The following is a 23,732-nucleotide window of genomic DNA, read 5'->3' on the forward strand; positions in this document are numbered from 1 at the left end:
GAAAATATTGATAAAATTTGCTAAAAATATTAAAATTTTTGTAGGTAATTACAAAATACTTGTCCTGCTTTATAAATTTTTTTAATATATATAAGCTTTATGTTTTTTTACTATTATTAGTGCATTTTTTAGTTTTTTATTTTTTATAACCGCAATTACTAGGGGGCGTCATTTGTGCAAATGGAGAAGAAAGAATTACTTGATTCAGAATGGGTCGATTTATTGTTGGAAGCTTTAGATATGAATATAACTAGTACGGAAGTATCTGAATTTTTGAAACATGAAAGTCAATAATCACAGAGCTAACCAACATTGTTCTTTCTAAACAAAAGTGTGTTATAATATAATACATCTTAAGTCGAATACATACAGTATGAAAGGTGCGCTAATATGATTGGAGAACGTATCAAACGACTGCGTCTACAAAGAGGCATCTCCTTAACAGAACTTGCCGAAAAAGCAGGCGTTGCAAAGTCATATATTAGTTCCATTGAACGAAACTTACAAAAAAATCCTTCGATTCAATTTCTCGAAAAGATTTCTAGCGTTCTGCACGTTCCTGTTGATGTACTCCTTCATGATGAACCAACTGAGGAACATGCAATGGACTCTGAGTGGATAAAACTTGTTAAAGAAGCCATGCATTCCGGTATTTCAAAAGAGCAATTTCGTGAATTTTTAGAGTTTAATAAGTGGAAACAACAAAAAAAATGACGCAGACAGAGCGCTTTCTATGAAGGTGCTCTTTTTCTTTATATTATAAAAAGATATTCAGACACAAAAACAGGGTGTGGAGAATGTATTCTCCACACCCTGGCTGTTGAAAGGAATTCCTTTCAACAGCTTCTCCATTATTAACGATATAAACGAACTGCACCTGCAGAATTATCATCTGCTTGTCCAACTACTTCAAATTTCAATCCAAGTTTCGGTACTTTACGCCCTGCATCTGGGATTAAATTGTTCATATACGTTTTAGAATCATCAAACTTCGTTACACCTGGTAATCCTTTGTAATCAAATGTTCCGCGTGATGGAGATACAACTTCCCATGCTGGCGTTTGATTAAAGGAGAACGCAGCATCTGCAATTTGATATCGTGTGCTACTTGCAACAGTTGGTTTACCATTTAATGTTCCCACAATTGCCTCTGGATGAGAATCAACAACTCCTAAGAAACCTTCGCCTGGGTGAACACCAACCCAGTTATCTGTAAAGCTAGAGTCTGCATACCATACAACAAGACCTGTATTGTACACTGGACCACGACCATGTTTTAATGCTTCATCTGCACCAGCGTAGTTTCTCCACTCTAAATAGTAGTTATTTTTCTTCTTATCAAAACCGTCTGCTACAACGAAACCGTTTAATTTTAATTTTGCTTCGCCTTCTGCATCATCAGAGAACACAACATTTCCATCGACAGTTAATGCAGCATTATCAAGAGTAAATCCATTTGGTGCTAAACCACCATCTGTAATGTATTCGAATACTAATTTTACTTTTTGACCTTTAAATTGGCTTAAGTCATATGACTTATCTACCCATTTACCATCTGTTGTGTCCATACCATTTTTCACATTTTTTTCACCAATTCGATCCACTAACGTTTTCTTGCCATCTTCTGCCACCGCATGTACTTCAAGGAAGTCATAGCCTGTTTCAATTTCATACAATGATTTGTAATCAAACTTCGCATTTGTTGCTTTTGTTAAATCAAATACTGGCGTTTCTAATGTCGTATGAAGATCATCGCCTTTTGTACTATAGTAATATTTCTTACCAAATGCAGGCTGAATACCTTTTACATCTTTGTCTGGTAAGTTAACACGAATCATACCAGGACGAGCTGATTTCGTTACACTTTGATCTAAGAATGTTGCATAACCAATACCTTTATTTAACTTATCATAATCGACTTCAACAATATTTGCCCAATTCCCACCAATTGTTTTTTGGAAGAACTCTTTATTTTGCGGTGAGAAACTTGTCGGTGTTGTTCCTGCAATGTTACCTGCCCAGCTACCGCCACTCATAATAGACCAAGATTGAATTGGCTCACCTGCACCAGAATACTTCGTATCATACTCATCTGGAAGACCTAGATCATGACCATATTCATGTGCGAATACGCCGACTGCTCCGTCTTCTGGCTCAACTGTATAGTCGTATGCAGCCATTTTACCGCCCCAGTTATTCACCTTTGCTTTTGTTCCATCAATTGGATGTACTTTCCCAAGATTCCAGCGATGTGACCAAATTGCGTCATCACCTAATTTACCACCGCCTGCTTCTTGCCCAACTCCAGCATGAAGAATCATTAAATGATCAATAATACCATCTGGCTCATTTCTATTTCCATCTTCATTTATGTCATATTGATCAAATTGGTCAAATTCAGATAAATCCATACCGCTATCTACAGCTGCTTTTAATGCATCTTTTACAAGATCACGAGGTCCTTTTGGTCCTTTATTATCATGACCGCCATCGCCAGCATCTGCACCATAATCCGCTGCTTTACCTGGAACTGTTAACCACTTTGTTACTTTTCCATCAACTGTATAACTGCCACCTGATTGCTCTTCATAATATTGTTTAAATGTTGGAATTTTCGAACCATCAAAGAGTGTAAACTGCTCATCACCAAACAGCATTTTTTGATAATGTTCTTGATTAAAATCGTTTGAATACATATAACCCGGTTCTTGATCAATATTGTTATGCTTAAAGTCAGCATATTCAACTAGTAATACAAGAACTTTATCTTTGCGAACATCACCATTATATTGTTTTTGCTTCGCTGAAGAAGTTGGTACTTTTCCGTTTAGTCCACCTTTAACCGGAGCTTCTCCAGCTGCAGGTCCTCCAGTTGGTTGACCTGCTTTTTCTTTCGCATCTGCTTTTGCATCTTTCACTTTTTTCAAAAAGTCAGAAGCTTCTCTCGAGACACTATCCCCCGCTGCTGGTTCTTTCCCCGCATTTTCGCCTTTTTTCTTCTCTACGTATTTTTCAACAGCTTTTAATGTGTCTTCTTTCGATGCAGACTCACTAATTACACCGCGTTTCTTGAGCGCATCTGCTAAACGATCCTCTGGAATTAAATGATCGTCGATTGGCGTTAAAGCTCCTACATTAGACGGCGTTGCTGCATAAACAGATTGACTACCAAATCCAAATGTGCAACTAAGCACAGCTGTCGCCGCAAGCGTAGACAGCACTTTAAAAGGCTTTTTCTTCATCCCTATTCCTCCCCAAACCAAAATATGTACTAATATTTAGATAATAAAGAAAATTGCATGAATTTGCAATATATTCTCTAAATTTGTAATACTTTTGAAAAATTACGTATTTTCTATATGATTATATATATGGATAAAATGATTATTTTAGAAAATATTAATAAAGTAGAGTTTAATACGTGGAGACAAAAAATGATGCTGGAAGAGTGCTTTCTGTGAAGGTGCTCTTTTTCTTTATATATAAATACAACTTGAAAAAACACTTTTTTTAGATGCTTGAGAGCGTCTGGCCATGCTTGGAGCGGTCAGGGACACTTTCTGTCACAGGAAATGTGAAAACAAAGCGAGAGTAGGTCATGTTTTGTTATGCATAGCCGTGACCTATATGTTAGAAAACCAAAATGTATTTATATATAATAAAAAGCGGAAGGAAGCCTTCCGCTTTTATTACATTATTTATTTCTCTTCACCTTCAGTTTGTGAAGCATTGAACGTCCATTCTAAATTCAATTTGTCGCCTTGGAAGATATTTTGGTCTTGTCCATTATCTTCGAAAACGAATTGCACCCATAGATAATCCTCTGAACCAGCTTTTAAGCCGCCTTCTTCAGCCCATTCAGGAGCAAATACATCTTTTGCAACTACATCTGGATCTGCTTTTTGCAGGTCAGCTAATGTTGTTTCATAAACTGGCTCGCTTTGTTTATCCCAGTTCCAGATAAACTTTACTTTAATGTGCTTACCAAAATCTTCACCATTATTGTCGCCTTTGCTATCAGTTACTGAATATTTAGTTGCTAGCTTTACATCTTTGATTGCTAATGAACCATTATTTTTTAATAAAAATTCTTTTTTCACTGAATCGCCTGGTTTTAAGTTGTCGATATCAACGATTGTTTTTGGATTAAGCTCAAGGTCTAATGTACCCGCTGCAAACGTATTGTTGGATACTTCTTTATCGCTAAAGAATGCAAACGTTCCTCCACCGATTAAAGATAACCCTAATGCTGCTGATGCTACTCCCATGCCTAACTTTTTCTTAAGACCCATTCTAAATTCCCCCAATTCTCTTTTTATTGTTAGCTCTTATATAAATAAGAGATGTAACTAATAAAATAATTGCTTCATTTTAACGTAATCGTGCCAGTCTACTTCCTATTATCTCTATGTATGTTCTTTCATAAGCCCTTTGAATTCATTATAAAGAACAAGGGCGTATTAGAAAAGTGTCAAATATTAAGATATTCCCACTTTTTTCATCGTTTAATTTATCAATATTCTATTTTTCGCTATTTTTCTAATTTTTTCTCCCCTTTTATCTAGAATAGTCAAAAAATAAAGAAAATTCATTCTGTAAAACTTAAAGAGTTCAACAACATTGTATTCTATCACAATTCAAATAGATGTGGAAAACAATTGCTAGTATCCCATTCTCATATCTCTATTTATGGATCTCTCAATAAACTTACTTCTTTCCTCATAGGTAAAACCACACAGGTTACGTAAAATAACCTAAGGTAGCTCCTTCTTCTAACAAGAAGAACTACCTTAGGTTACCATTACTTTACTCTCTAATTCTTTTTCGCCATAATAATATTGCAACTATAATCAATCCACTTCCCAATAAAATTAACATTATATCTCCATACAAACTCCCAGTACTAGGTAATTTATTTTGTTTTACATACGAGTGATCTAAAGTCCTATCAGTATTACCATTGCCTTCGTTTCTATTCGATATATCATTCTTTCCACTATCTGTTTTTTCTACTATATCGCGCGAATCTTCTGCATAGAAAACAAATTTCATATTTACCTTTAAACCTTGATAATCATTTCCCAATTCTTCAGGGAATCGAACTATACATTGTAACTCTTCGTTTTTCCCTTTTCCCAATATACGTTTTTCTTTTTTTGTAAACCCACTCAAACTTCCTTTATATAACAATTGGTCCGAAGCCCTAATCTCTAGCTGCAGCGCATTATATAATTTAACTGAACCTTCATTAAATTCTGAATTTAAAAAGTAAGAGAAGTCCTCACCCTGTTTATTGCTAACATGAATACTCCTTTTCTTCCAATCTCCTGGTTTCATGTCCACCACATCAAATAACATTTCATTAGGTGTCAAACTTAAATCAATTTCCTGACGTTCCTTCGCCTGTATTTTCTCCATATCCATACAAATTCCAACAAACAGCACAATAACACAATAAGTGATCAAAACATACCAAAGTTTTTCGCGGTTCATACACATCCCTCATATAAGCAAAAATATGTTAGAAAAACCCTATATAGAAAAAGGTGGGACTATCCCACCTTTTAGAAAAAAATTATCTTTCTTCTCCCTCAGTTTGTTCTGCTTCGAACGTCCATTTCAATTCAAGTTTATCCCCTTGGAATTGGTTTTGATCTTTACTATTATCTACAAATTCATATTGTACCCATAGATAGTCTGAATCACCATGCTTTAAACCGCCTTTTTCTGCAAACCAGCTACCAAAAATACTTTCTTGAACTGCATCTGGTGACATTCCTTTTAAATCTGCTAATGTTGTTGAGAAAATCGGCTCGCTAAGCTTATCCCAATTCCAGAAGAAGTTTACACGAATATGTTTTCCAAAGTCTTCTGTATTATTACCTTTTGCATCTATTACTTTATAGTCCGTTAATAATTTAACAGTTTTGATATCTAAACTACCATTATTAATAAGTTTAAAATCACGTGTCATCTTATCCCCAGGCTTAATATTATCAACATCAATAATTTTTGTCGGATCTACAGCAAGGTCTAAAGTACCTGCTGCAAATGTATTATTTGAAACCTCTTTATCGCTAAAATACGCAAATGTTCCTCCACCAATTAAAGATAATCCTAATGTTGCTGACGCTACTCCCATACCTAATTTTTTCTTAAATCCCATTCCATATTCCCCCTAAAAACACATTATTTTTTATGTTAACCTCTACAGTTGTAGAAGGTATAACCTCAGATAATAAATCCTTTTCATAATGTTTTTCTGGTTGATTAGAAATGTATTGTCTCCGCTTTGCTGTTTATGATTTCACCTGTTCTTCTTGTTGTTTTTGCTTCACTTGTTCTTCTTGTTGTTTTTGCTTCGCCTGTTCTTCCTTTTGTTTCTTTTCTTCATCAATTTTCTTTTGTAATACTTCATTCATCTCATCTATTTTTTGTATACTTACTTGTTGTTCAATATTATTTTTTATTGCTTTAATATTTGTAAAGCCGTTTTGTACGTATGCAAATACATCTTGACTTGCCTTCGTATTGTCAGCTTTTACAGTTTCAGATACTTGATTATAATATCCTTCAATCTCTGTATATATTTTTTGTAACTCTTGTTGATCTTGTACAAGTTTTTCACGCTGTTGTTGCCAATTCACCAAAACTTTCTCAATTTGTTCTACAGATGTACTTTTCTGCGCGTCTTGCATCATATTTTGATATATTTTTAAAATCTCTAATTCTTTTAACTGTGCTTCTTTTACACTATTTTCAACTGTTTTTGGAAATACGATCGCAGCTGAAACGACAGACTCTACCTTTTTTTCATTCAAAAACTTAGCTTCTGTAGTTCCTATAGCTGTTGCTCCCATATAAAAAGAGATAGAACACATACACGTTAATACGAGTGTATTTTTAAATCTCCTGGATACTTTGTTCATGATACCCTCTCCTGTCACGTGCATTGTAATTCTTTATTAAGAACCTTACATTTACATTATAGTGAACTTAAAAATAAAATGAAAGACAATTTAAGATACAAAAAACGACAGATCCACGACTTATTTTTACATTATATGTAAAAAATTGTCTGTACTAATTAAATAAGGTTTATCACCAAAAAACGGGGGTGACATATAGATAGATGTACACTCCACTCCGAGTGGACGCTTTCCGCGGGCGAGAGCCAGCCTCCCTCGACAAGCCTGCGGGGTCTCACTTTCCTCGCTATTCCGGCAGGAGTCGCCATTCTCCGTTCTGTGTATTAAAAATGATTCATTTTCAAAAAACAACCCCAAGTTATGGTGAAGAACCGTGAATAAAGAAAAAATGGTACTTATTAAACACAAGTACCATACTTTACAAAAATATTATAGTTACACAGATCCTCCTACATCTGCAGATTTATTTTTCTTTTCATTATCAATGCTACGAATTGCACTAAAAATAGAAACTGCTGAATACCCAAGTAAACATATACCTGGAATAATTAAAAGTAAGGCAGCTCCTGCTTTTGAATTCGCATACCCCAACAAATATCCCACATAAGGAACAGTAATATCTGCATATTTTCCAATTACATTTTCAGCAAGAACCGGCTTTAAATCAGGACCATTATTATTGTCCCCTTTTGTTTCATAAGCCACTTTTCCATTTACATCTTTCACATCAATAATGCGGTGAGTCACAATCTTATTATCTTTCTCTTTAAACGTAATAACATCACCTTTTTTATACTTTGAACCATCTTTCGTTGGTTCAATCGCAATAACAGACCCTGTTAAAAACGTAGGTTCCATTGATCCTGATAATACCGCTTTGAATTGGTATCCCATCACCGTTGGATCGCCGCCACTCGCCTTTGACGAAATAACAACAAACGCTAAACTAACCATAATCATAAACAAAACAAAAGAAATGATATTACTCATTACTTTCCATACAAACTTCATCTGTTTCCTTCCTCTCATTTATTTCGCCTTTATATAAGTAAATCGCAAAAAACATTCCTATTCGGTATTCTTTTTACAGAACTCACAATTATATTATAATGAATATTCAAAAAACACAATAAAAAATAGGCAAAATACATTTGCCTATTTTCATCGCGACAACATCTTCTGTCTTTTACGATTCCAAAGAAATACTCCGATACTAAAGATAATAAGAACAGCTGCACTAATACCAGCTATTAACTCATACGAAAAAGTTGATTTTGTTATACTATTCTCTTCCGGCTTCTCAAACACAACATCTGCTTTTGAAAGAACGTTAATACTTTCTATCGTTTGATCATTTTTCTTAAGATCGACAGTCCCAATCACATCACCGCGGCGAAGACCCGTTTTATATAAATGTACCTCATCAACATGCTTTTCTTTAAAAACAGCTTGTACATTTTTCGCTTCACCTTGTTTCATTACAAGATCAACACTTCGCTCAAGCTCACCATCTACTGATTTATTCAAGTAAAGCATTTCCTTTGTCCAATTGTTTTTATCTAACACTTGCTGCTTTGCAAATTGCGAAAATCCATAATCAGCAAGCTTTCTCATATCCTCATAAATTTCAGGTTTTTGTGAAGCCATTACGACATTCACAATACGATTTCCATCTTTCTCATTCATTTGGACAAGCGTATTACGCGCTTCATTTGTAAAACCTGTTTTCCCGCCAATGCAAAACGGATTTTCAAAATATTGTCCTTTATTAAAAATAGAAGCAGTTTGTCTTGACGTTGTAACATTTGTTCGCTTCGTATTCATAGCCTTCATAATTTCTGGATGCTTCATCGCACCTCTTGTAATCATTGCCATATCATACGCCGTTGTATAATGATTCGGATCATGAAGACCATTTGGCGTAACAAAATGACTATCCTTTGCCCCTAACTGCACTGCCTTCTCATTCATCATCTTCGCAAAATTTTCTGGACTTCCTGCCACATGCTCCGCAATCGCATATGCTACATCATTTGCACTTAACACCATTAAAATCATAAGTGCCGTATCACGATCTACCGTTTCCCCAGCCTGAAGTTCAATTTGATAATTACTTTTCTCTTGTTCAAGAGCTTTTTGAGAAAAAGTAATCTGCTCCCCAGGTTGTACATGCTCCACTAACAAAATACTCGTTAACACTTTCGTCATACTAGCCGGAAAAGCACGCTGATGTGCATTTTTGTCATACAAAACATCACCTGTTTTCGCATCCATTGTAACCGCAAACTGCCCGAATACTTCCGGCGTTGGTACATTTTCGGCATACAACTTAACAGGAGCAAGCAAAAATAAACAGCTCGCAATAACCAAAGCCGAAATTTTCTTGAAATTCAACATACAATTCTCCCTTTTCTTAACTCTCTATATATACGTTAATTAATTATCGAAATCAAAATGGAACACGATACTCTTTATTCACCGTTTTTCAGTATATCATAATTTTACAAAAAAATACATCATATCAATATAGCAAAATAAGGAGGAATCATTCCTCCTTATCTTCCTCATCACTTAAGAGATCTCTAAATCTCTTATTAACGTCCTCTTCCATTATCTCATCCGTTACCCCAATAAATAACCAACCCTTTGATACAATCCACTGTAAAAACTCATCTGCAAATTCATCATGAGACACATTTACATCAAGAACTGCTCCATTAATAGCAATTGTTCTATATCTCGGCACAAACATTTTAAAATTTTTTCTTACCATTTCCGCCCCTTCATTCATATATATATTTAGAAATAAATCATTTATTCCTCTGTATATAATATTAATAGAATGGTAAAAAATGAACTCTTCATATGCCCTAAAAACTACTATATAAACGAAAAACTTCTTTCTATTTAAGAGAAAAAGAGAGTGACTTTGTATCCATATCGCATTTATCATATCTGGCGAGAAGCCCCCCACCTCAAGCGTGCAATGGTAGGTGATGGATGAAGCGTTTTTTTAGTATACAGATAGAAACGTACGTTCTTATTTGATATACTTTGTGTATACAAAACAAGAAAGGAGTGTGTCCAATGAAAAAAGCATATTTTTCAATTCGTATTTATAAGAATGCACTGAATCCGAAATATGTTGAAGCGATTGAACATGCTCTTTTCGTATTTAACCGTGCGAAGCATTTCGCTTTTCAAACGCAAGTGTTAGAAAAACGTTCTGGCACTTCCAGACGTTCTGATAGTATACAGATTACTGTAAAATCACGATTTAGTCTAAATGATTATTATGCAAATAGTGCTGTGCAGGAAGCCAATGCACTGTTTTCTTCTCAGACAGAATTAAAAAAATTGTATATCGAAAATAAAAATGAACAAATGAAAGCTGTAAAAAAGAAGATGAAGAAAACTAAGTCAGATTTGACAGTGCTGAATAAAATAAAAACGTCGTTTATCAAAGGAAAGCCAACGTTCAATAAAACGTCCAAAGAACAACAAAGGGGACAATATTTTATTGTGCAATTTAAAGAGAAAACAGATATTTACTATCATGCCTATCAATTTGAGCATGAATATTTAGATGTACGTATTCAAACACTTCGTTCTCGTTTAGGTAACCTTGCATTTCGGTTGGATAGACTACAAAAACTACTTCATAGTTTAAAAAACAACGTTTCTTCTGTTGTATTTGGGAGTAAAAAACTATTTAAAGCACAACATACGGTAGATACCTATGTTCAAAATCATACACTTTGGACTCAGGATTTTGAAAAGGCTCGTTACAATCAAATGATGATTTCAGGTCGAAAAGACGCGAAATCAGGAAACTTTGTATTTACATACAATACAGAATCACAATCTTTACACTTTACAACCCCAAACGGCGTTACAGTTGAAATTCCGAACCTTGCATTTCCGTATGGACAAGAACAAGTGAATGCAGCTGTTCAAAACCAATGGAATTGCAAAGATAAAAAGAATGCAGGAAAACCAATCAGTTGGGCAATTGAAGACCACGGGGATTACTACATTTTTAAATGTTTAATAGATATTGAAGAGAACCAAAATAAGAACTTCAGCAAATCCGATGGTGTCATTGGAGTAGACTGTAATTTTGACCACTTTGCTTGGTCAAACATCAATAAACAAGGACAATTAATACAAACGGGTGTATTATCCTTTGATATGTTAAGGAAAACATCAGAACAAATTACGAAAATGATTGAAGCGGAAGCCATTGCGTTAGTTGATATTGCTGTAAAAGCAAACAAACCGATTGTTGTAGAAAAATTAAACACAACAAAAGCAAAGGTTAAGAACCCTTATGGCAACAAAAAAGTAAATATGATGATGAGCATGTTTGCTTATAAAAAGATGATTTCAGCTATAAAAAGCCGTGCTGAGAAGATGGGGGTCGCGGTATTTGAGGTAAATCCAGCGTACACTTCCCAAATTGGTAAAATCAAATATATGAAACGTTTTGGTATCAGCATTCACCAAGCAGCTTCTTATGTCATTGCTAGAAGAGCAATGGGGTTTAAAGAAAAACTTCCACCAATTTTGTATTCCCTATTACCGGAGAAGATGGTAGGTCTGCATCATTGGGCGCAATGGAAGTGGCTGTCTGGCATCCTGTCTGATTTGCGTGTTCACACATTCTATCAGATGGTGCTTTCGAACCATAACAAGATTCGTTCTGCGAATGAACTTTTTCCTCCAGGGGCTCTTACCGACTTGGAAGTAAAAGGCTTGTCTAAGTTTGAAGGCAGAAAAACCATACCTTGTTGAATGGGTATGGTCTACTAAGCATTTTGTCTTAGTTGTCCCTTTGGGGAATCCCCCTTCCTCAAAAATTCGTTAGGATTTTAGGTGGGCGTAGTTCAATTTAATATCAAGGTCGTGGACAATGCGATGCGCATATCTTAAAGCTTGCGTATCATGATGTTTCACTGCAATATCATGTAACTTCCCAACTCGTTCCAAGCCATCTTTCAATCCACCCTCAGACAAAGAAGCAGCTTCCTTCAACGTAACCGCAATTAATTCAAAAAAACTTCTAGACTCCTTCCATAATGGGCTATTCACATCTTCATATTCCTCATACTTCTCCCAGCCCGTTATATTATTTAAATCACTATGTATCGCTGTTATTTTTTACGGAACACTCTTTGGAAGATCCTCTTCTTTTACTTGTTCAGCTTTCACAACCTTACTTTCTTGTTGATCCGTCTTATAAAGTGAAACTTTAATCAGTGGAGGTTTTCTTCATCCCCCACTGATTATTAGTTGAACCAATCGGGCTTTTACGGGCAGTTTATCTCCCACTTAACTTCCTCGCTTTTCTCTGAATCTTGAGGTGGGAGTATTACTACCCGTTAATGCGGAATAAAACAACTGGAAGCCACCAAATATTACTCCTACTAAAACAAGACCTCAAGCAACAAACACAATACCCTTTTTAAACATGATGCTCCCCCTATACATCAATCTCTCATTTCTCTCATCACATCACAATTTTCTGAATATAACTTTTCCTACATTATCATGAAGAGCACATATATTGATAGAAAATGAAAAATAACACCATTCTAGTTATTATTTGTAATATTATAAATAAAAAGTCTTGTAGAGTTCCTATCATTTCATTTATAATAGAAACCATAAAATAACAACGATGTTTATCCATCATTATTTCATCATGATCCCGTAGCTCAGCAGGGAGAGCGCCACCTTGACAGTTTTGTCTTTGTGGGTTCTTAAATTGTATAGTCTACTAACTCAATGGTATCAATACTTGAGAGGCTATATCCAAAAGCTGAAACTGTGGGAGTTCTATATAAACTCCTAACTCGTAAAGAGGACTACTTAAAGTCGACCTATGTAGGTTGGCTCAGGTAGTCCTCTTTTTTTGTGTGCAACTACATAGAAAGGATCGATGAGTTATGCTATTACGTTTTGCCATGAAGGAGTTCCAGGAGGAAAAAGAATACAACAACCTATCTCATAGGACAATCGAGGTTTACATGGCTACTTTAAATGAGTTCCGTAACTTTTGTTCTGAGCAGGAAATAATCGACTTAAGAGCCATCCGAGAGGCGACTGTAAAGTCCTACCTCAGATACTGCAAGAACACGAGAGGTAACGGTGTAGTCACTTGCAACTCAAAGTTACACCACTTGAGGATATTCTTTAACTACTGGCAGAACGAGGAGGTTATTGAATATAAAGACAACCCAGTAAGAAAGCTCAAACCTGCCAAAGAGGATACCAAGATAGAAGTATTCACAGATTATCACATTCAGCAAATGCTCAGGTATTACCGTAGGTTAAAAACCAGAGATAAATCATTCTTCGGCTACAGAGATCACGCTATTATTGTGCTGCTGCTGAGTACGGGAATCCGTCTAGGCGAGCTCGTGAATTTACAGTGGAAGGATATTGATCTAGTAAACCAAACAGCAACCCTATTCGGTAAAGCTAGGAAACAACAAAGTATACCTATCACGGACAAGCTAACAAAGGAGATATGCGAATGGAGAATATTTGTAGAGAGTGAGCTGGGGAGTTTACCTCAGTATTTGTTCACCTCTAGAGAAGGAAAGCAACTTACACCTAATGCAGTAAAGCTGATCTTTAAAAGGTTGTCTAATGTGATGAACTTCAAAGACGTCCGTTTAAGTTGCCATACTTTCCGACATAGTTTTGCTCATAGGTGCATTATGCAAGGAATGGACGTATTTACTTTGCAGAAGCTCCTCAGACACTCAAACCTTAGAATGACCGAAAGGTATTTATCTCTTTGGGGAACAGCCTTAAGAGAGCAAAACGAGAAGTTTAATCCACTTAATTCACTTGAGATTTAAAACAAATAAAAGAGAGCCCTCCTAGTTTGGCGACCGGAAAGGGCTCTCTATAGGAGAAAACTCTGAAGGAGCTTTCTTGTTTGCTATTGTATCATGCTCAGTGGTACTAGCTCAAGAGTTGTTCCTTCTTACATAGGAGGAAGAATAATGAAGGAACTACGAAAGTACCAATCATTCAATAATGTAGCTGAGATGGACGAATCTATAGATTTATATCTTAAGAGATACGATTTAAAGGAAAGCGAACGAGTAATACTATTAAAGCTGTCAAATTACTCATGTAAATCCCCTGGAGTTAGCTACCTCAAAAACAACACGTTAGCAGATCTAACAGGATACTCTAAACGTACTGTTCAGCGTGCCCTCAAACGTTTCAGCGAGTTAGGTATTGTTACTCGTGTTGAACAGTTTAAACCTGTTAAAGGTGGCTATTCAGCGTTTATCTGTGTCATTAATCCTTTTGAGAGTCACCATGAGTTGTCATCTTGCAAGGAAGCTGTTGAGCCTACTCCTGAGCAACCTGAGGAGTCATCTCACGAAAATGAAGCCATTACATTTAAAGCTAAAAGCTCTAAAGAATTAAATATACGTAATAGCGAGCCAGTTGGTATCAATGAGCTAGATGTATCTTATTTAGACAACTCACATATTCCAACTGAGTTTATCAATGCAGTTAAACCTTTTATTGGATCAGCCAAAGAGGTTTATTCACTGTGGGGGAAAGTCCTGCTAGCTCACAGGAAACACGCTCAAAGCCTAACAAATTACACTGAGATAGCTATACAAGCATTTAAACAATCTGTGTTTGCTCTAAAGATGAACAAAATTAGAAAAGACTTCAAAGGTTACTTGTTTGGTGTTCTCGCAAAGATGATGTCTGTTGAGCAAAGAAAACTAAAATGTAAGTTATTCAATTTCTTACAAGGTTAACCTGAGGAGAGCCACATACTGTTATTACTGATAAGTAATAATCCCTCTTATCTGGTTTCTGTCCTTCTCAGCTTTAACTATTGAGGTGTTGCTATCTGGTATATTCTTGATTACATGCTAATGGTGGTAAACTATCGAGCATAGCAATCTAGCTTATCCTATCCTACTTGTACCTATAAGAACGGGGTGTTCCAGTTAGGATACCTGTTGAATTGCCATATAAGAGAAAATAACCACTCAGATTCCCCTATAATGGTTTCTATCTCATTATCCTATGTGTTTGTACATAATCAGAATAAAGCTCGTACACGAGACTAATATGTACGTCTAATGAAGTTTTACTGTTTTGACCGTACTCATGAAAATAAATTCCCAAAAAGTTTTAAATATCTATTGACGGTTCTAGAACTTTTTAATAAGATGTAATTAAGCCACTAAGGAAACGAGGTGAGCAAAAGCAATTGGAAAGTAAGCAGCAGAAGTTTTACGGTAAAGTCAAAGACTTCTATGAGTTGGAAACTATCGAGGATGCAAAAAGGTTTTATACCGCTTTTAACCAACTAAACAAAATTAACACAGTAGACAAAGCAAATAAGATCGACAAAATGCTAACTCGCATGTATGCCGGCAAGAAGTTAACAGACTAGCCTAAAACTACAAAAAACACAAATAGCCCTGCTCGGTGTATACTTTGGCGGTATCCGAACAAGGCCAAACAAATCAGTCGAACCTTTAAAGGCTCTTCCTTCATAGTATCACGAGATGGAATAAGTCGTAAAGGTTCGACCTCTATAGTAAACAAATAAAACTAAAGGGAGAGATTATTTATGACAACAAACACTATTCAACCAACTAAATTAGATATCACTATGGAGGAGATTGATACTTTAGTTTCAACTTTCCAAGATTCACTATCTCGTATTACTAATAAAGTTTGCAAAGTAGATACATTCCAGCTAGGTCTTACGTATGTAGTTATCTTACGAGCTGGCAAAATCTCTAAAACTCTTAGTTTTAATCTAAATGAATTAACTGAGGTAGTACCGATCGCAAATTAACCACCTCGGGGAGTTCAAATATATCGTGTGTCCTATTTTAAAAAGTAGCACAATATATGTATAAACGATAATTAAAACTAAAGGGGATATGTTAAATGATAAACTTATCAATCGTTCAGGAAGTTAAAGCCATGGAGATTAAAACTATAGAGGGGCTAGATTACACTTATACTATCACTACCGAAGGTAATATCTATAAGCAACCTACTGGGAAGCTACTAAAAGTTTCTTACCAAGATGACATCATCTCACCGTATGCCTTTGTTAGATTACCTGTTAACGGTAAATACGTTAAATTCTCTGTAGCACAACTTGTACTGGATAACTTCGTAGGCAGAACTGACGAGGACGAAGAGTTAATAAGTCTTTATCCCTCTCATAAGGATTATGATTACAGAAACTGCTCGCTAGATAACCTGGAGTATGATATATTAAGCAACATCCATACAAGACAATTAGAGCATTCTAATAAGGTTACTAAAGAATCAATCAAAGAGGTTATGAAATCTAATGGAATTACCTTGTCAGCGTTATCATATGTAAGTATCATCTCAAGCCAATGGCTAGAGAGCTGGTTAAATGGAGATACTCAATTTGATAGCTACAAAGTGAGAGTACTAGCTAATATTGTCGAACACATTGATTACAACTTTAAAGGCGAACAACTTAGTGCTGACAATCTGAGTTACTTGGCTAGCCATTCTGGAGTTAAATTTAATAAGTAATATCAAAGAGCTTACCTTTCGAGGTAGGTTCTTTTTAGTATGTACACAAAAATAGCCAGCTCCTAAGAGCCAGCTTCAATGTTTATCCCAAGTAATTTGCCATCAATAGTGTATTTGAACTCTGAGTTATAATGATCTGTCAAAGTCTGTCTGAGTTGCCCCGGAGTCTTGCCTGTCTCAATATTAAACTGAGTTAGATACTTCTCACCTCTTACAGAGTATGAAACCTCTACAAAATACTTCAGATAGCATCACTCCTTAGGTATTATTCTACAGTTTGCTGCTGGAGGAAACGCAAGTTAGCGTCCTCTTCAGATCTACCAGCTAAGTACTCCAACTCGCTAATTTCATCTATATTGATAGATTCAATTTCCACAAGTTTAGTGAATAACTGAGTAAGCATCAGCAGGGTATCGAATTTAACTCTGGAGATGTCCTTCTCGGGAGAAACTTCCATGTAGTGATTTTGCTCATAAGTATTAGATGAGATAGAGGAAAATTTGTAGGATAGTTTAATGTGAAGGTATTTATTCATTAGCTCTCCTCCCCAAGATCAAACAAGTAATTTAGATCTACATTAGTTGGATTCTCTGTGTTTTGCTTGCTCAGGCGGTACTTACGGTTAATCCCTAAGGTTTCAGCTTGGCGGATTGCTACCTCTTCAAAGCTACGCAAGGATACCTTTTGTTGAATAGCGTAATCCATGCCTACAGAGTCCGCTCTCATAGCTTTAATGGAGTTAACAAGAAAACGATCGAGAGCTATTTCATCAGCCGGCTCTAGGTTATAATTCTCTTCGTACCATGTTAAGGTATTGTTATAGAAGTCCTTCTCCTCTTGAGTCCACTCTTCACGGAAATTCTTAGAGTAGATTCCGTGGATAGTATTACCTGGAGTTAAGTTCTGCATTGCCTTCGCTTTCCCCTCTTGAGTACGTGGACCCCCATTGCAATTATGTGGTCTAGCCATATTAATCACCTCTATTAGTATTTTTGTCCTAGCCCTAGTGTAGATAGGTACTGTTGGTATGCAACCTCGTTAGCATCCATTACAGGATCTTCTTTCTTCAATCCCATCTCAACTAGATAATTATTATAGAATTTATCATCCTCATCTACTCGAGGTACTTGTTTGAAGTCCACACGAGAAGGCGTATTGTCTACAAGCTTAGCCATTCGTTTTTTCAAATCATCAGCAAATTCTTGGAGTTTCACCAGCTCATATTCCTCCGCAAACAACTGAGCAGTCTTAACCTGCGGGAAAGCCACTAAGCTCACCTCACGAATCTTTTGAGGATTCCCCTTCTCGTCAGTGTAAAAAGAGATTGAAAGCTTTTTAGCTAACCCTTCAGCTACCTTCTCTTTAACAGTTTTCTCGATGATACGAATTTTCCCCATCAGTTTTTCACCTACAACAGATACACTCTCTAGGTATCCTACTGTATCTTTAACGCTCTCTGAGTGGTCAAGTTGTAATGGTATTTGCTCCTCAGCCACAAACGAGCTAGCCAAAGCTAACAGGTCACGGCTAGTGTAGTTTCGTCCTCTGTGTGTACCTGCGCTAAATAATTCAGCATTCTTTATGAGATCATCTGTAGGATTACCTACCGAGAACGACTCAATAAGCACTCCTGCTTCAATAGTTTGTTTACTCATTTATTTCACCTCTGTGGTTTAAATAAATAGGGACACCAAGTCGGTATCCCTTTAGTTCTACTAAGCTACAATATTCTTTAATAGGTAGACACCTTTAGGATCTGTTACATAAGACTCAGTGAAGCGTAGAGCACGCACAATCGTAGTCATATCTTCATCTTGGTTATACTGGCTAGTAGAGAATGGAACTGCATCAGCAATATCTCCGATAACTCCACGTTGCACTAACAAGACATTCTTATCAGAGAAAGACTCGTCCACAATTAAGTCTAAACCTAAGAAACTACCTCGGTAGCCACTCAGTTGTTTTAAATCTTGGTTAACGTACTCAGGGGAGGCGTCACTATTATTAGAGATAACTCCAAAAGTAGCTGGAGAAACAACCATCGTGTCCAGTGTATAGCCAAACTTCCCAGCTTCTACTTGAGCAGCTGATAAATCACTACGAATAGCAATAGCACCTTTTGTCGTGTTACCTTTTGCAGACACCCCAGCAGTTACATCTGTCCAGAAGACATCTGTACCAGTACCCGCTTTAGTACGTTGGTTAATATTTGCATCGTTTAGAATGCGATCATAAGTCATAATGTTCACCATGTTAGCAACTGAGTTAGCAAGCTTGTTAAACACACGTTCAAAGTAACTGCTAGTTCCCCATTTTTGTTGCTCATATGAGATAGCACTCTCTAAACCATACTTACGAATTAAAGCGAGTTGTGCTTTCTCGCTAATACCAATACGTTTAAACCCTGCGCCTTCACCTACCTCAGGTACTTCCTCGTAAGCATAACGACCATTAGCATCTGCATCAGCATCCTTAAAGAATTTAACGGATAGTGCATCTACACTAGTCTTTGTCATTAGTAAATCAGCAATCATTTTCTTTCCTGCTAGATCCTTAATACGTCGATCTACAAATTCCTTCTTCAATAGTGGATGTTGACCTAGAATTAAATCTGCCATAGTTTTCCTCCTGAGCTCTACCTATAAGGGAGCTTCTGAAATGTATTAGTCTTCTTTAGCTTTTCGGCAAGGTGAGTACTCAACCTGTGAATACTGAGGAATATATTTTAGAGGGCTTGCCTTCTCAGTGGATCTTGTGTTACATTTAAAAATGGATAACTCTGCGGGTTTACTTCTTAAAGTTATCAGAAGAAAGAGAAGCCTTTTGGATATTGTCAAGTAGCTCCTCAACAGTAACTTCTTTCTTTTGTCTGTTAGTAATTTTAGGATCTAAACAGATAGCTTCATCGATAGTGATAACTACAAAGGTCATTCTTGCTTTGGCTAGTTCAGTAATACATTTTTTAACAGTAGGACGAGATATTCCGTATGCTTCCTCTAAGTCTTTTCTTTTCCATAAGATCAACTTCTCAGTATCTTGCTCCTCGGGGTTTTCAACTAATAAGTTCGTTTTCCAGTGGAAATTGCCGAGCATTAAAGCAAAGAATCCTAATGCATTTAAACTTACTTCTTTCACAACCTCTTTAAGGCGTTGCTTGTAGATTTTAACCGTATTATATTTTCTATTTCCAGTTGAACCACAAACAAAGAAACCCTCTGAGATCGACAAGTAAGAATTACGTCCTTCCGTCTCACGGGTTACAATCCCTAAGTTCTCCAGTTCAGTAATTACTTTTCTTATTTGCGCTACACTCTTTTCAGTTAACTCTGATACATCACTCATTGACAATCTATCAGTTTTATTCTTGAAGAGTTTTCCTTCTTTGTTTATTTCCATGCAAGTTAATAAGTACATTAAAATACCGTGCTGGCTCAATGTTAATTGAAGCTTAACTGTGTTATAGTGGTCTTTTTTCATTAGAATGTATCTCTTCTCTCTACCTAGTACTTTTGCAGTATTGTAAGCTTCCTGTCTAGCAAAATTCTTACGAGCTTCCTTCTGAGCTGCACTCAAAATTTCATATCCTGCCTCGGTTACTTCTCTTTTAGCTGCTTGTAGATTATCCATTTAGTTTTCTCCTCGAGTGCCGATATATCGCTGGATATATCTCAAAGTTGGAACACTAAAGAAGAAATTGCCATTACGCCAGCTCGATAGAGTTGTCGAAGATAGACCTAATTTGACAGCTACAAAAGTTAGTTTCACTCCATTAGACTCCATATAATTTTCAAATTCCTTCAAAACTTGATTGTTGAACTCCTTATTCACTTTGAACCATCTCCCCTTATAGTTTTTATTTATCGAGTTATTCCTTGACTATTAATTTAAAAAAGAACCTACCCAGTATCCCCACACTGAGCAGGCCAAATTACTACATAGCCATGTCAGTAACTATGTAGTATCATCAGGAGGCTATATTGAGATGTAACTTCCATTAGCAAAACTCCGGGTGGTGAACCCCTTCAGCGTCTTCCCAATAGTTGCCTATCTCAAGATTTAATCAAATTAAGGAAAAACTTGCCCTCAATAATAACGTACAAGTTTCGTGACATTGAGGAAAAAATCGCCTTCATATACTATATACACTAAGCGTTGCATTGAGGAAAAACTCTAGTTTATCCCCTTCAATAGGTATTTATTAGAACTGTGACATTAAGGAAAAACTTGCCCCTCATAAAGGATATACGGAAAGTGTAACATCATCGTCGCTTTACAATGTAGATGTATACCTCCAAAGAGAAAACTCTCTTTTTTTCCCTTCGATATGTAAATATCAAATTGTTTAGTCTCGTCCATTTAACCTGAGGATGCAAAAAAAGAGAACCTTATTGGCTCTCCTCATCAAATCCGTATTTATCTTTCCCAGTCAACATATTATCTTCGAACATTAAGAGTACACCACTAGCACACAAGCCGTACTACAAGTTATGTACCATTTGAAACCAATTAATTAACTCCTCAGTTGGCTGACGATCTATTATAAAAGATACAGATATACCCTTTGAAGCTATGGTTATACCAAACCCTCCACTATTTAGAGGTTGAAAACACATTAGACCGTCCCCATTGTCTGATACCTCAGTTCGTTCGTTACTACTCAGGATTCTTACAAACTCACGAGCTCGGCTTCCTGAGAATACGAAGAGAACCTTCCTTCCTACCTTGTCTTTGATAAAAAAGTACACTGAACCTAAAACAAAATTAATTTCTAAAGTAGTACTCATTTGGTCTTTATATTCCAACAAAGGAATCACTTCAAATCACCTCCCCAAAATTATAGAGGTGCTAAAACAAAAAAGGAATAACTTGATTAATTTACCAAAATTTGATACTAGGGTAATATTAGATTAATACCTCGATAGTATCCCTTAATAAATGATTGTGTCTCTCCCCTGTCATCTTATTGGCTACCATATCGCAACCTTTACGGGTTAGAAGGTAGCTCTTATTTTTTCTACCTGTAGAGTCCTGATAAGTACTTTCTACAAAGAAATTATCAGGGCGCAATTTTGCGCTTTGACCTAAAACTTCTATATATCCTTCAATAGACCTTAATAAATCCTTGTGTAACTTCCCAGTCATCTCCGCAACTTCTAAGCTATCAATGTAAAGCTCGTTAGTTTTGTACTCCTCAGTTTTAATCAATCGCAAACTATTCATTAATATTCCCCCTTAGTCCCGTCTCAAGTAGCGAAAAAAAACGAGCGGTATTAAAACTACATTCCACCTTACTCTCCCAAGGTATTCAGCCGATTTTACCCTCTTTTTTTCTTTTTCTTTTATAGCAACCCATTAGTCCCAGCTCATAAGGTATTTGTATTTCTTTACTTACGAATTATAAACTAATAGAACAACAAAAAGAGCTGCACTCAGTAGGCAAGCTAATCAGCCTGCTCATCAGTACAACTCTAAGTTTAAAACTCATATGTAATTACTTTCTCAATCGAAATATATAAACACCTGAGACGGATATCTATTAGTATTCAACTCACAGGTTATTACTTATCGGTTAACCGATAGATGTACTTGTGAAGTTAACCCTATTGTCCGTTCTCGTATTTAAATCAATTCAAATACCTTATGAGGTAGCACTCTTAGATTTAACTATATAGTTTACTTTCTCGTTACCGAGATAGCTATATCTATTAGTCCATCTCGATAGTTCTTTTTTATTTCTTTTTATCGAATTTAACCTAATTAGTATTTCTCTCTTAGTTCATTATACAGTAATAAGTCTAAAAAGTCAAGTTACAATAGTGTTACAAATGAGTATTACCTTGAGAGTGTAAACTTAGTATCATGATCTCAAAAGGTTAATTTGATGTGAGACCAACGAGAACGGCTAACAAGACCGACTTTTGGAGAATAAATTTTATAAAAATTGCTGATTAGGTTTCAACTCCTTGGTGTGCCTGGTGAGAACGGTCAATATAAGCCGCCTCCAGGTGCTATACTCCGAGGTCGACTTCTCATGTAGTTTCTACTATATTTGGCTACATGCGTCTGCGAAACACCCCCCTATGGTTGTAATATTTAAGCTGGCCATCTCGTCAACAAAGACATATATATGATCTGACGAGACAGACTTATTAGCTGCGTTCTCAAGTGTTCGTATCTACATAGTGTATCTTTTGACCTTCCTCTATTGACACAACTAGGTAGTTGTTGATACTATTGAGTTAACGATGTATCAATAGAGTGTATCAAAAAGGAGAGATGGATAATGACCATATACGGCTATGCTAGGGTATCAACAAAGGAACAATCACTGGAGGTACAAACTCGTGAGTTAACTGACAGAGGTGCTACAAAGATATTCCATGAGAAGATAAGTGGTAAGAACATAACAGATCGTCCTCAGTTGCAGAAGCTTATGGATACCATTACTGAGGGAGACACCTTAGTAGTTACTAAGCTAGACCGTATATCTCGTAGTTTAAAAGATGGTATTCAACTCATAGAGGAATTGACCTCCAAAGGTGTAACGCTTGTTATAGCTAATATGGGTACGTTTGACAATACTCCTAACAGTAAACTCTTACTAGGTATCCTGCTCAGTGTGGCAGAGTTTGAGAGAGCTATAAACCATGAGCGTACTATGGAAGGTGTCGCACTCGCTAAGGAACGTGGTGCTTACAAGGGAAGAGTTAAGAAGTACACGAGTAAGAACCCTAAAGTAGCTCATGCTCTGGAGCTGTACGACAATAGGGAAACTAATGGATACTCTGCTAATCAAATAGCTGAGATAACTGGAATGAGCCGGGCAACACTATATAGATCAATACGTGAGAGGGATGACCTGTAGGGGTTGTCCTTTTTATTGTGCTGCCTCCTATGTCCACTATTCGAAACTCTAATGTGGGAGAATTGACCTCATCGAGGTGAGGGTTTTAACTATTTAGTCCCATCTCTTTAGCATCAATCTGTGCAACTAACTCAATTAGTGCATCCTTGTAAGTCGTAGGTAATTTAAACTGAGGAGTTTGACTTTTTAATTCATTTTCCATCTCCGCAACTTCCAAGCTATCGATGTAAAGCTCATTTGTTTTGTATTCATTAGATTTTACTAGACGTAAACTGCTCATAAATATTCCCCCTTAGTTTAACCACCTTGTAATACCTGAGAGGTAGTAACTCAAAAGGTAACTGTGGAGGTCGCAC

Annotated in this window: 23 protein-coding genes and 1 pseudogene; 8 read left to right on the forward strand and 16 right to left on the reverse strand. The window is 36.3% G+C overall.

What is annotated here, in order from left to right:
- Positions 1-180 precede the first annotated feature (180 nt).
- Entirely contained in the window at positions 181-294 is a 114-nt protein-coding gene (sinI, locus tag BR72_RS25865; protein WP_141771584.1) for a DNA-binding anti-repressor SinI, read from the forward strand.
- A gap of 96 nt (positions 295-390) precedes the next feature.
- Entirely contained in the window at positions 391-714 is a 324-nt protein-coding gene (locus tag BR72_RS18875) for a helix-turn-helix domain-containing protein (RefSeq protein ID WP_035435554.1), read from the forward strand.
- A 140-nt stretch (positions 715-854) separates the two neighbouring features.
- Here the strand turns inward: BR72_RS18875 and BR72_RS18880 are convergent, their stop codons facing one another.
- From BR72_RS18880 to BR72_RS18915, 8 genes are all read right to left on the reverse strand, one after another.
- Entirely contained in the window at positions 855-3,242 is a 2,388-nt protein-coding gene (locus BR72_RS18880; protein WP_035435556.1) for an immune inhibitor A domain-containing protein, read from the reverse strand.
- A 456-nt stretch (positions 3,243-3,698) separates the two neighbouring features.
- Positions 3,699-4,292, reverse strand: a complete 594-nt coding sequence (gene calY, locus BR72_RS18885; RefSeq protein WP_035435558.1) for a biofilm matrix protein CalY — start codon at positions 4,290-4,292, stop codon at positions 3,699-3,701.
- Between the two features lie 514 nt (positions 4,293-4,806).
- Complete coding sequence (locus BR72_RS25040; RefSeq protein ID WP_051957356.1) at positions 4,807-5,493, reverse strand: LPXTG cell wall anchor domain-containing protein; 687 nt, start codon at positions 5,491-5,493, stop codon at positions 4,807-4,809.
- Positions 5,494-5,575: 82 nt separating this feature from the next.
- The gene (locus tag BR72_RS18895; RefSeq protein WP_035435559.1) at positions 5,576-6,166 is read right to left on the reverse strand and encodes a CalY family protein; all 591 of its coding nucleotides are present in this window, start codon (positions 6,164-6,166) and stop codon (positions 5,576-5,578) included.
- Between the two features lie 133 nt (positions 6,167-6,299).
- Positions 6,300-6,929, reverse strand: coding sequence for a DUF4047 domain-containing protein (locus BR72_RS18900; protein WP_035435561.1), 630 nt, complete (start codon positions 6,927-6,929; stop codon positions 6,300-6,302).
- A 435-nt stretch (positions 6,930-7,364) separates the two neighbouring features.
- Positions 7,365-7,940 (reverse strand): signal peptidase I SipW, encoded by a 576-nt coding sequence (gene sipW / locus BR72_RS18905; protein ID WP_035435563.1) that lies wholly within the window; start codon positions 7,938-7,940, stop codon positions 7,365-7,367.
- A 150-nt stretch (positions 7,941-8,090) separates the two neighbouring features.
- Positions 8,091-9,326 carry a D-alanyl-D-alanine carboxypeptidase family protein gene (locus BR72_RS18910; RefSeq protein WP_035435565.1) on the reverse strand — a complete coding sequence of 412 codons (1,236 nt, stop codon included), beginning with the start codon at positions 9,324-9,326 and terminating at the stop codon, positions 8,091-8,093.
- A gap of 148 nt (positions 9,327-9,474) precedes the next feature.
- A complete protein-coding gene (locus BR72_RS18915; protein ID WP_035435653.1) occupies positions 9,475-9,702 on the reverse strand; it encodes a hypothetical protein in 228 nt (75 codons plus the stop codon).
- A gap of 314 nt (positions 9,703-10,016) precedes the next feature.
- Here BR72_RS18915 and BR72_RS18920 point away from each other — a divergent pair, with 314 nt between their 5' ends.
- Entirely contained in the window at positions 10,017-11,723 is a 1,707-nt protein-coding gene (locus tag BR72_RS18920; RefSeq protein WP_035435567.1) for an IS200/IS605 family accessory protein TnpB-related protein, read from the forward strand.
- A gap of 69 nt (positions 11,724-11,792) precedes the next feature.
- Here BR72_RS18920 and BR72_RS25045 read toward each other — a convergent pair whose 3' ends face one another.
- Positions 11,793-12,020, reverse strand: coding sequence for a hypothetical protein (locus BR72_RS25045; RefSeq protein WP_051957357.1), 228 nt, complete (start codon positions 12,018-12,020; stop codon positions 11,793-11,795).
- A gap of 857 nt (positions 12,021-12,877) precedes the next feature.
- On the opposite strand from BR72_RS25045, the gene BR72_RS18930 reads away from it, so the two are divergent.
- The 4 genes from BR72_RS18930 (at position 12,878) to BR72_RS18950 (ending at position 16,511) form a co-directional block, all read left to right on the forward strand.
- Complete coding sequence (locus BR72_RS18930) at positions 12,878-13,798, forward strand: tyrosine-type recombinase/integrase (RefSeq protein ID WP_035435569.1); 921 nt, start codon at positions 12,878-12,880, stop codon at positions 13,796-13,798.
- A gap of 147 nt (positions 13,799-13,945) precedes the next feature.
- On the forward strand, positions 13,946-14,728 hold the full coding sequence (locus BR72_RS18935) for a helix-turn-helix domain-containing protein (protein WP_035435573.1): 783 nt from the start codon (positions 13,946-13,948) through the stop codon (positions 14,726-14,728).
- An 827-nt stretch (positions 14,729-15,555) separates the two neighbouring features.
- Positions 15,556-15,786 (forward strand): hypothetical protein, encoded by a 231-nt coding sequence (locus tag BR72_RS18945; RefSeq protein ID WP_035435577.1) that lies wholly within the window; start codon positions 15,556-15,558, stop codon positions 15,784-15,786.
- Positions 15,787-15,881: 95 nt separating this feature from the next.
- A complete protein-coding gene (locus BR72_RS18950; RefSeq protein ID WP_035435580.1) occupies positions 15,882-16,511 on the forward strand; it encodes a hypothetical protein in 630 nt (209 codons plus the stop codon).
- Positions 16,512-16,776: 265 nt separating this feature from the next.
- Here the strand turns inward: BR72_RS18950 and BR72_RS18955 are convergent, their stop codons facing one another.
- The 6 genes and pseudogenes from BR72_RS18955 to BR72_RS18990 form a co-directional block, all read right to left on the reverse strand.
- On the reverse strand, positions 16,777-17,046 hold the full coding sequence (locus tag BR72_RS18955) for a hypothetical protein (protein WP_035435582.1): 270 nt from the start codon (positions 17,044-17,046) through the stop codon (positions 16,777-16,779).
- The gene (locus tag BR72_RS18960) at positions 17,046-17,420 is read right to left on the reverse strand and encodes a hypothetical protein (protein ID WP_231559732.1); all 375 of its coding nucleotides are present in this window, start codon (positions 17,418-17,420) and stop codon (positions 17,046-17,048) included. The genes BR72_RS18955 and BR72_RS18960 overlap by 1 nt, the downstream gene beginning before the upstream one ends.
- A gap of 74 nt (positions 17,421-17,494) precedes the next feature.
- Positions 17,495-18,166 carry a hypothetical protein gene (locus tag BR72_RS27190; protein ID WP_231559733.1) on the reverse strand — a complete coding sequence of 224 codons (672 nt, stop codon included), beginning with the start codon at positions 18,164-18,166 and terminating at the stop codon, positions 17,495-17,497.
- 60 nt (positions 18,167-18,226) lie between these two features.
- Positions 18,227-19,129: a phage major capsid protein gene (locus BR72_RS18970; RefSeq protein ID WP_035435586.1), complete on the reverse strand. Its 903-nt coding sequence runs from the start codon at positions 19,127-19,129 to the stop codon at positions 18,227-18,229.
- A 169-nt stretch (positions 19,130-19,298) separates the two neighbouring features.
- Positions 19,299-20,138, reverse strand: a complete 840-nt coding sequence (locus BR72_RS18975) for a hypothetical protein (RefSeq protein ID WP_035435589.1) — start codon at positions 20,136-20,138, stop codon at positions 19,299-19,301.
- 1,317 nt (positions 20,139-21,455) lie between these two features.
- A pseudogene (locus tag BR72_RS18990) lies at positions 21,456-21,731 on the reverse strand (Rha family transcriptional regulator); the annotation flags it as partial.
- Between the two features lie 1,063 nt (positions 21,732-22,794).
- Between BR72_RS18990 and BR72_RS18995 the strand changes: the two are divergent.
- Positions 22,795-23,376 (forward strand): recombinase family protein, encoded by a 582-nt coding sequence (locus BR72_RS18995; protein WP_035435597.1) that lies wholly within the window; start codon positions 22,795-22,797, stop codon positions 23,374-23,376.
- 85 nt (positions 23,377-23,461) lie between these two features.
- Here BR72_RS18995 and BR72_RS19000 read toward each other — a convergent pair whose 3' ends face one another.
- The gene (locus tag BR72_RS19000) at positions 23,462-23,656 is read right to left on the reverse strand and encodes a hypothetical protein (RefSeq protein WP_035435598.1); all 195 of its coding nucleotides are present in this window, start codon (positions 23,654-23,656) and stop codon (positions 23,462-23,464) included.
- Positions 23,657-23,732 lie beyond the last annotated feature (76 nt).

The sequence above is a fragment of the Bacillus sp. UNC322MFChir4.1 genome (genome assembly GCF_000746135.1).
In the GTDB taxonomy this organism is placed as follows: domain Bacteria; phylum Bacillota; class Bacilli; order Bacillales; family Bacillaceae_G; genus Bacillus_A.